9 protein-coding genes are annotated in these 7,561 nt (G+C 60.0%); 6 read left to right on the top strand and 3 right to left on the bottom strand.

Features of this window, described 5'->3' with window-relative positions; genetic code table 11:
- The first annotated feature begins 486 nt into the window (after window positions 1-486).
- Window positions 487-1,227: a pseudouridine synthase gene (locus ACO54Z_RS12865; RefSeq protein WP_485997372.1), complete on the top strand. Its 741-nt coding sequence runs from the start codon at window positions 487-489 to the stop codon at window positions 1,225-1,227.
- Here ACO54Z_RS12865 and ACO54Z_RS12860 read toward each other — a convergent pair.
- Window positions 1,214-1,438: a glutaredoxin family protein gene (locus tag ACO54Z_RS12860; protein ID WP_485997371.1), complete on the bottom strand. Its 225-nt coding sequence runs from the start codon at window positions 1,436-1,438 to the stop codon at window positions 1,214-1,216. The genes ACO54Z_RS12865 and ACO54Z_RS12860 overlap by 14 nt on opposite strands.
- A gap of 150 nt (window positions 1,439-1,588) precedes the next feature.
- On the opposite strand from ACO54Z_RS12860, the gene secB reads away from it, so the two are divergent.
- Together secB and ACO54Z_RS12850 are read left to right on the top strand one after the other, a co-directional pair.
- Complete coding sequence (gene secB / locus ACO54Z_RS12855) at window positions 1,589-2,056, top strand: protein-export chaperone SecB (RefSeq protein WP_298081561.1); 468 nt, start codon at window positions 1,589-1,591, stop codon at window positions 2,054-2,056.
- Window positions 2,056-3,048, top strand: a complete 993-nt coding sequence (locus ACO54Z_RS12850) for an NAD(P)H-dependent glycerol-3-phosphate dehydrogenase (protein ID WP_485997370.1) — start codon at window positions 2,056-2,058, stop codon at window positions 3,046-3,048. Before secB ends, ACO54Z_RS12850 begins: the two co-directional genes overlap by 1 nt.
- A 30-nt stretch (window positions 3,049-3,078) precedes the next feature.
- On the opposite strand, the gene ACO54Z_RS12845 is transcribed toward ACO54Z_RS12850, so the two are convergent.
- Together ACO54Z_RS12845 and ACO54Z_RS12840 are read right to left on the bottom strand one after the other, a co-directional pair.
- Window positions 3,079-3,414: a type II toxin-antitoxin system PemK/MazF family toxin gene (locus tag ACO54Z_RS12845; RefSeq protein ID WP_485997369.1), complete on the bottom strand. Its 336-nt coding sequence runs from the start codon at window positions 3,412-3,414 to the stop codon at window positions 3,079-3,081.
- Window positions 3,411-3,671: an AbrB/MazE/SpoVT family DNA-binding domain-containing protein gene (locus ACO54Z_RS12840; protein ID WP_298081564.1), complete on the bottom strand. Its 261-nt coding sequence runs from the start codon at window positions 3,669-3,671 to the stop codon at window positions 3,411-3,413. The genes ACO54Z_RS12845 and ACO54Z_RS12840 overlap by 4 nt, the downstream gene beginning before the upstream one ends.
- 128 nt (window positions 3,672-3,799) lie before the next feature.
- Here ACO54Z_RS12840 and ACO54Z_RS12835 point away from each other — a divergent pair, with 128 nt between their 5' ends.
- The 3 genes from ACO54Z_RS12835 to ACO54Z_RS12825 all read left to right on the top strand — a co-directional run bounded on the left by ACO54Z_RS12835 (window position 3,800) and on the right by ACO54Z_RS12825 (window position 7,446).
- Entirely contained in the window at window positions 3,800-4,417 is a 618-nt protein-coding gene (locus tag ACO54Z_RS12835; protein ID WP_485997368.1) for a pseudouridine synthase, read from the top strand.
- 62 nt (window positions 4,418-4,479) lie between these two features.
- Window positions 4,480-6,393: a YdgA family protein gene (locus ACO54Z_RS12830; protein ID WP_485997367.1), complete on the top strand. Its 1,914-nt coding sequence runs from the start codon at window positions 4,480-4,482 to the stop codon at window positions 6,391-6,393.
- 315 nt (window positions 6,394-6,708) lie between these two features.
- Window positions 6,709-7,446: an SDR family oxidoreductase gene (locus tag ACO54Z_RS12825; protein ID WP_485997366.1), complete on the top strand. Its 738-nt coding sequence runs from the start codon at window positions 6,709-6,711 to the stop codon at window positions 7,444-7,446.
- The last annotated feature ends 115 nt before the right edge of the window (window positions 7,447-7,561 follow it).

Below are 7,561 nucleotides of genomic sequence, written 5' to 3'. Positions count from 1 at the left end.
CTTAAAATCCCTCGGTAGTGATACCGTGCCGGTTCGACCCCGGCTCCGGGCACCACGAACAACAAACAACCCCTTCCACCCGAAGGGGTTTTCTCTATTTTGAAAACCGCCTGATTGATATAGCAATACACCGAAAGTCTCAGACAAGGCGCGCCGCTGAAGACAGTACGCATTTGTACGGCGCGGGTTTCCCTAAAAAATGGCTCCGCCATTTTTTAGGGTGCCCGGTCAAGCGACGCAACACCGTATGAGGCTTTCGGTGGATGGCTATACATTCCCGATACCACAAACGAGAAATCCAACCACGGAATAGGTTCAGCATTCGGTTTGTGGGCTCTCTCTCTCGCTGCGCGAGCAATAACTTGTCGCTGCGCGAGCAATAGTCGCCTCGGCGTACAACCGCGTACTGCCTTCGGCGACGCGCCTTGTCTGAAACTTTCGGTGGATGACTATAAAAAATCCCCGGTCAACATTACCCGTTCAATAATGGACACACCTCCCGCCACACTCCCCATCCTCTACCGCGATGCGCATCTCGTCGCCATCAACAAACCGGCGGGCATCCCCGTACACCGCAGCGCGCTCGACCGCCATGCCGCCGTGACCGTGCTGCAACTGCTTTATGCGCAGACCGGGCTGAAAGGCTATCCGGCACACCGTCTCGACCGGCCAACCAGCGGCGTGCTGCTGCTCGCGCTGGACGCCGACACCGCCCGCCTGCTCGGCGAGCAGATTGCGGCGCAGCGGCTGGACAAGAGCTATCACGCCGTGGTGCGCGGCTGGCTGGATGAGGCGGGCGAAATTGACTACCCGCTCACCTATCTCGCCGACAAAATCGCCGACCGCAACCGCCAGCGCGAGAAACCGCCGCAGGAGGCGCTGACCCGCTACCGCTGTTTGGCGCGCAGCGAAGTGCCGTTCACCAGCGACGGGCGACATCCCACCTCGCGCTACAGCCTCGCCGAACTGCAACCGTTGCAGGGGCGCAAACACCAGCTTCGTCGCCACTTGAAGCACATTTTTCACCCCGTCATCGGCGACACCACCCACGGCGACAATCGCCAGAACCGCGTTCTCACCGACCGCTGCGGCGCGTTGCGACTGATGCTGCACGCCAGCCGCCTGCAACTGCCGCATCCGCACAGCGGCGCACCGCTCGACCTGCACGCCGCAGTAGATGCGCATTGGGCGCACATCGCCGCCACGCTCGGCCTCAGCCCGCGATAAACCGCCGCACATCCTCCGCGTCAAACGGATACGGCAACTCGCGATCGCCTTCCGTGTCATACAACACCGGCACCAGCAAGTCATACTGCGCGCGCAACGCCGCATCGCGGTCAATATTGATACGTTGCACCGCCACCCCCATCTCGCACAACAGGGCGAAAGCATCGGCACACAAATGACAGTTCAGGCGGACAAACAGGCGGTAACGCATGGAAAATTCCCAAAAAGGCGCAGCCTAACCCGCCGCCCCGCCCGCCACAACAAAAGTTTGCCCGCCGCCGTTGAACCCGTACAATGACGCCCGCAAAAGCCGCGGCATCGCCGCATCACCCATCGCTTCCATACTTGAAAAGGAGTACCCATGAGCGAAGAACAACAAACCCCCGTCGTCCTTGACATCCGCAAACTCTACGCAGGCGATATGTCCGTCGAAGTGCCGCACGCCCCGGAAATCTTCCAGCAGGAACTCAACCCGGAAATCAGCCTCGGCGTCGCCCACGAAATCAAAAAACTGCCGGAAGACAACTACTACCACATCAAACTGCGCCTGACCGTTACCGCCAAAGACGGCGAGCGCGTCATCTACCTGGTGGAAGTCGCGCAAAGCGGCATCTTTGAAATCAGCGGTCTGCCGGACGCCCAACTGCACCACGCGCTCAACGTCTATGCGCCGACCGTGCTCTACCCCTACGCGCGCGAAGCCATCAGCAACGCCATCAACCGCGCCGGATTCCCCAACCTCTACCTGCAACCGATCAACTTCGACCTCATGTACCAGCAGCGGATGCAGGAAGAAGCCGAAAAACAAGGCAACCATCCCGTCCAGTAATGGCCAACATCGCCGTCCTCGGCGCGGGCAGCTGGGGTACCGCGCTGGCATTACAACTGGCGCGCAACGCCCACAACATCACCCTCTGGGCGCACCGCCGCGAACACGCGGCGGCGCTCGGAGAAGCCCGCGAAAACCGCCGCTACCTGCCCGGCATCCCCCTGCCGCCCAACCTCACCGTGAGCGATGACCTCGCCGCGAGCGTTCGGGCGGCAGAACTCATATTGGCGGTCGTCCCCAGCCGCGCCTTCGCCGGACTGCTTGCCGACCTCAAACCGCACCTGCGCCACGCCCCGCTCATGTGGGCCATCAAAGGCTTTGAAGCGGGCAGCGGGCGACTTTTGACCGACGTCTTCCGCGACGCCCTCGGCGACCACCCGCACGCCATCCTCGCCGGGCCCAGCTTTGCCAAAGAAGTCGCCGCCGGACTGCCGACCGCCGTTACTATTGCCGCCCACGACGACAACCTCGCGCAAACCTTCGCGCAACACTTCCACGGCAGCAACTTCCTCTGCTACACCAGCACCGACCTCACCGGCATCCAAATCGGCGGCGCGGTGAAAAACGTCATCGCCATCGCGACCGGCATCGCCGACGGCCTCGGCTGCGGCGCCAACGCCCGCGCCGCGCTCATCACCCGTGGCCTGCGCGAAATCACCCGCCTTGCCACCGCCCTCGGCGCACAAGAAGAAACCCTGACCGGCCTTGCCGGCATGGGCGACCTCGTCCTCACCTGCACCGACGACCAATCGCGCAACCGCCGCTTCGGCCTCGCGCTTGGCCGGGGCGACAGCGCCGAAGCCGCCAAGGCCGCCATCGGCCAAACCGTGGAAGGCGAAGGCGCGACGCACGACACCTACGCCCTTGCCCAACAACACGGCATCCGTATGCCCATCACCGAACACCTGCACCAGATGCTTGCCGGGAACCGCAGCCTCGAAGACACCTTCACCAGCCTGCTCAACCGCCAAATCAAACAGGAGCGGCACTGACCAGATAGCCGCATCGGGGCGGTTCATGACTCAGTATTTGACGAGATCCTGTAGCAATCCGCTCATTTTCTCGATGGCACTTGCATCAGCCTGTTCAACAAATTCCACATTACGGCGGCGGAAATCCATCGACCTGAGCTGGACAGACAGCGCGACACCGCTGATTTTTTCACCATTGACGGCCACTTCGAGTTCAATACCGCGTACCGTTGAAGTAATCGGACAAACCAGCACCAATCCGGTGTGTTTCGCCATGATGGATTTACTCATCACCAGCGCCGGACGGCGTTTTTGAATCTCGCGCCCCGTTGCCGGATCAAAATCAATCATGACAATATCGCCCTGTTCGGGAAGGTAGAGGCTCACAAAACCTCCTTGCCGACAGATGACATTTCCAGCCATTCAACATCCTCTTCCGTCTGGAACATTTCCGGGGTCACCCCGGCAAACAGCGCTTCCAGGGAGCGCTCAGGACTCTCGCGTTGCAAGACGATTTTGCCGTCTTCCAGCCGGGCGGACAGGCGGTCGCCGATACCGGCACCAATCTGCTCCAAAAGCAGCTTGGGCAAGGAAATGATTTGTGCATTGCCGCTTTTGCGGATGATGAGGGTTGAGGTTGACATGATTGCTCCCGCATTGGTTTTACCCAAGTATAATCCAATGACAAAGATCCCATATAAGTGAACCGCCCCCAAACCCCCATGAAGAAAAAAACAGCGCTCCCTGTGCCCCAATAGCCGTACATCACACCATGCCCCTCGACATCCACTACGAAGACCCGGACATCTACGTCATCAACAAACCCGCCGGGTTGCTCTCCGTCCCTGGCCGTGGCGACGACAAATACGACAGCGTGCAAAGCCGCTGCCAGGTTTACGCGCCGGCGGCAATGGCGGCGCACCGCCTTGACATGGCGACCAGCGGCCTCCTGCTTATCGCCAAACACAAGGCCGCCGAACGCCACTACAAACAAGAATTTGCCGCGCGCCGCGTCGAAAAACGCTACATCGCCGTCGTCCACGGCACCATTGCCTGCGACCACGGCGACATCCACTACCCGCTCATCACCGACTGGGAGCGCCGCCCGCGCCAAAAAATCTGCCATGAACACGGCAAAACCGCGCACACCAGCTACGAAGTACTCGCCCGTGACGGCGCAACCACCCGCGTCGCCCTCATCCCGCACACCGGGCGCAGCCACCAACTGCGCGTGCATCTGGCCGCCATTGGCCACCCCATCCTTGGCGACGAATTCTATGCCGACGAAGACCCGCCTGCCGCGCCGCGGCTGCTGCTGCACGCCGAAACCCTCGCCGTTGCCAACCTGCACGGAACCTTACAACGCTTTCACCTCGCCCCCGCCTTTTGAGCGGCATAACCCGCTATAATTGCGCGACTTTTTACAACCCACCCTAACCGCAAGGAAAACCCATGAAACTGAACCAACTGGCACTCGCCATCCTCACCGCCACCGGCCTGCTTGTCGCCTGCTCCGACGAACCGAAAAAACCGGAAAAAGGCACCAAAACCGAACAAACCGCCACCCCGGCAGGCGACACCGCCCCACAGGGCGACCTCGCGCAACAGGCAGAAGACCGCTACCGCGCCAACATCGAACTGATGAACACCGCCTACCAAAAAATGTACGGTCAGCACACCGCATGGCTCATCAAACAATACCAGGCTAGCGTCAGCGACTACCAGCGCGGCGACAACAGCGCAACCGCGACCAGCAAACTCACCTTCCAGTTCGGCCTGCCGCTGTTTGAAGGCGCCGACCAGCCCCTGACCCTCACCAACAAAGACACCATCACCTACAACAAAGAACTGCTCGACACAGGCATCGTCGCGCACATTGACACCCAGGCAGACACCGAAGAAACCGGCAAACTCCTCAAAAAAATCCTCAAAGACAACCTCAACACCAGCGACACCAACCTCGACAGTATCCTCACCGTCCTCAGCAACACCAAAACCGCCACCGACCTCCATACCGATGGCAGCGTCCACGTCATCGCCGAAACCGCGCCTTTCCAGGTACAAGAAGGCGACGACGGCCTTGACTTCAAAGGAATGAAACAAGAATTCCGCTACAACAGCAAAACCTTCGCCGACGGCGTGATGGCGATGAACCTCATCGTCGAACCCTTCACTTCCACCGCCACCGACAAAAAAGACGGCGACAGCGCCACCGTCGCCTTCTCGCCCATCAAAGTCGAATACGCCATCAACGAAGACGGCACCCTCAAACTCAACACCAGCCCGCTCAAAAGCGAAACCACCGCCAAAGAAGGCCTCTTCATCTTTGAAGTGGATGGCATAGATGCCAACGGCAGCGGCGTCAAGTTTGATCCGGCGCTGATGGGCTACCTCGGCGACATTGACTACAACATCAAAAACATCCACGTCACCTACAACGGCGACCAGCGCCCCTTCGGCGACATCACCGGCAAAAGCAGCACCCGCAAAAACAGCGGCGACAACTACGATGCCCGCGACGAAATGACCTGGAACATCAACGGCGCGACCCTCAAACGCCTCGTCCCGCAAATCCCGGTTGAACCGCAAAGCCTGCGCATCAGCGCCAGCATGGAAAACTTCTCCGCCGCCAGCAAACAGGCCTTCCTCGAAAGCTACATTGCGCTCATCGCCGGCCTTAACGCCGCCCAAAAAACCAGCGCTGCCAACATGGTTGCAGGCGACACCATCAATACACCTGCGGCCGCCACAACCGCCGCCCCGGCAGAAAACCAAACCGCTGACACCGCGACCGCCGCCAATGCTGAAACCGCAGCCAGCGTACCTGCGACCGACGCCAACGCCGAAACCACAGCCAGCGCGGCTGCGTCCGACATCAATGCCGAAACCGTGACCAGCGTAGCTGCCAGCGCCGAAACCGCAACGGCATCCAGCACACAAACTGCCGCCGACAACGAAAAAGCCGCGGCCGAGTACGAAAAAATCGCACAAGAAAAACTCCAGACCGTGCTGCAAGAACTCGTCAAAAACAAAACCCGCCTCAGCTTCGGCCTCGAAGGCACGACCGACAGCGGCAAAGCCAGCTTCACCAGCAGCGTCGGTATTCGCGCCGACAGCACTGCCACCCCGGAAGCCTGGCAACAAGCCTTTGACAACCCGAAAGAATTGCAAGAGCTGCTGCGCAACAACCTCGACCTGCACGCCGAAGCCCGCATCAACAAAAAACTGGCAGAAAAACTGGAACTCGTTCCGCTCATCGAAAGCCAGGGCGCGGCATTCATCACCATTGACGGCGAAGACTACGTCGCCAAACTGGACAACGACAACGGCACGCTGAAAATCAACGGCAAACCGCTGCCCTTCTAATCATCTGCCCCAACCCCAAAAACCCCGCCACGGCGGGGTTTTTTTATAGCCATCCACCGAAAGTTTCAGACAAGGCGCGTCGCCGAAGACAGTACGCATTTGTACGGCGCGGGTTTCCCTAAAAAATGGCTTCGCCATTTTTTAGGGTGCCCGGTTAGGCGACGCAACACCGTATGAGGCTTTCGGTGGATGGCTATATATCGCGGGACAATCTTGCCCGCAAGGCAACACACCTTGTCCCGCCGCGCGGCTAATCATCGCGCGGCAAGCCCGCTACACTGCGCGCCATCCATCCACAAACCAAGAGGAATCCTCATGGAAAACATCGCCAACAAAACCGTCATCATCACCGGCGCATCAAGCGGCCTCGGTGCCGAAACCGCGCGCCATCTCGTGCAAAACGGTGCGCACGTCATCCTCGGCGCCCGTCGCCTTGACCTCCTGCACCAGCTCGCCGACGAACTCGGCATCAGCCACGACCATTGCGTGCAGACCGACGTCGCCGACCTCGCACAAGTGCAGGCGCTGGCGCAGCGCGCCCTTGACCTCTATGGCCGCATTGACGTGCTGCTCAACAACGCCGGCGTCATGCCGCTGTCGCTGCTCGAAGAGCTGAAAATCGACGAATGGAACCAAATCATCGACATCAACATTCGCGGCGTCCTCTACGGCATCGCCGCCGTGCTGCCGACGATGAAAGCGCAAAAAAGCGGGCAAATCATCAACGTTTCCTCCGTCGCCGGACACGTCTGGGGGCCGATGTGCGCCGTCTATAGCGCCAGCAAAACCGCGGTGCGTGCCATCAGCGAAGCGCTGCGCAAAGAAGTCAAACCCTACAACATCCGCAGCACCATCCTCTCGCCGGGGGCGGTGGCGAGCGAACTCAAGCACGGCTCATCATCAGAAACCGCCAAAGGCGCGATGGAAAACTTCTACGCCGCCAACGAAATCCCCGCCGCGAGCTTCGCCCGCTGCGTGCTCTTTGCCATCAGCCAGCCGGAAGAAGTCGATGTGAACGAAATCATCTTCCGCCCGACACGGCAGGAAGTGTAAAAACAGATTGCAGGGGCGGTTACGACGCAGGCGTCTAATAACCTGTTCAAAATCCCGGTTATACATACAAATTTGAATGGCTACGCCGAATTCCCCCCTCCCCTGCAGGGCGCGC

The organism is Cardiobacterium sp. (assembly GCF_057314735.1).
Note: the sequence above shows the minus strand (reverse complement) of the source record. Positions and strands in the feature narration are given on the sequence as shown.

What these genes read in the sequence shown, in the direction of transcription:
- ACO54Z_RS12865 (WP_485997372.1), top strand. Translation starts at nt 487, where the DNA reads ATGGACACACCTCCCGCCACACTCCCCATCCTCTACCGCGATGCGCAT.
- ACO54Z_RS12860 (WP_485997371.1), bottom strand. Translation starts at nt 1,438, where the DNA reads ATGCGTTACCGCCTGTTTGTCCGCCTGAACTGTCATTTGTGTGCCGAT.
- secB (WP_298081561.1), top strand. Translation starts at nt 1,589, where the DNA reads ATGAGCGAAGAACAACAAACCCCCGTCGTCCTTGACATCCGCAAACTC.
- ACO54Z_RS12850 (WP_485997370.1), top strand. Translation starts at nt 2,056, where the DNA reads ATGGCCAACATCGCCGTCCTCGGCGCGGGCAGCTGGGGTACCGCGCTG.
- ACO54Z_RS12840 (WP_298081564.1), bottom strand. Translation starts at nt 3,671, where the DNA reads ATGTCAACCTCAACCCTCATCATCCGCAAAAGCGGCAATGCACAAATC.
- ACO54Z_RS12835 (WP_485997368.1), top strand. Translation starts at nt 3,800, where the DNA reads ATGCCCCTCGACATCCACTACGAAGACCCGGACATCTACGTCATCAAC.
- ACO54Z_RS12830 (WP_485997367.1), top strand. Translation starts at nt 4,480, where the DNA reads ATGAAACTGAACCAACTGGCACTCGCCATCCTCACCGCCACCGGCCTG.
- ACO54Z_RS12825 (WP_485997366.1), top strand. Translation starts at nt 6,709, where the DNA reads ATGGAAAACATCGCCAACAAAACCGTCATCATCACCGGCGCATCAAGC.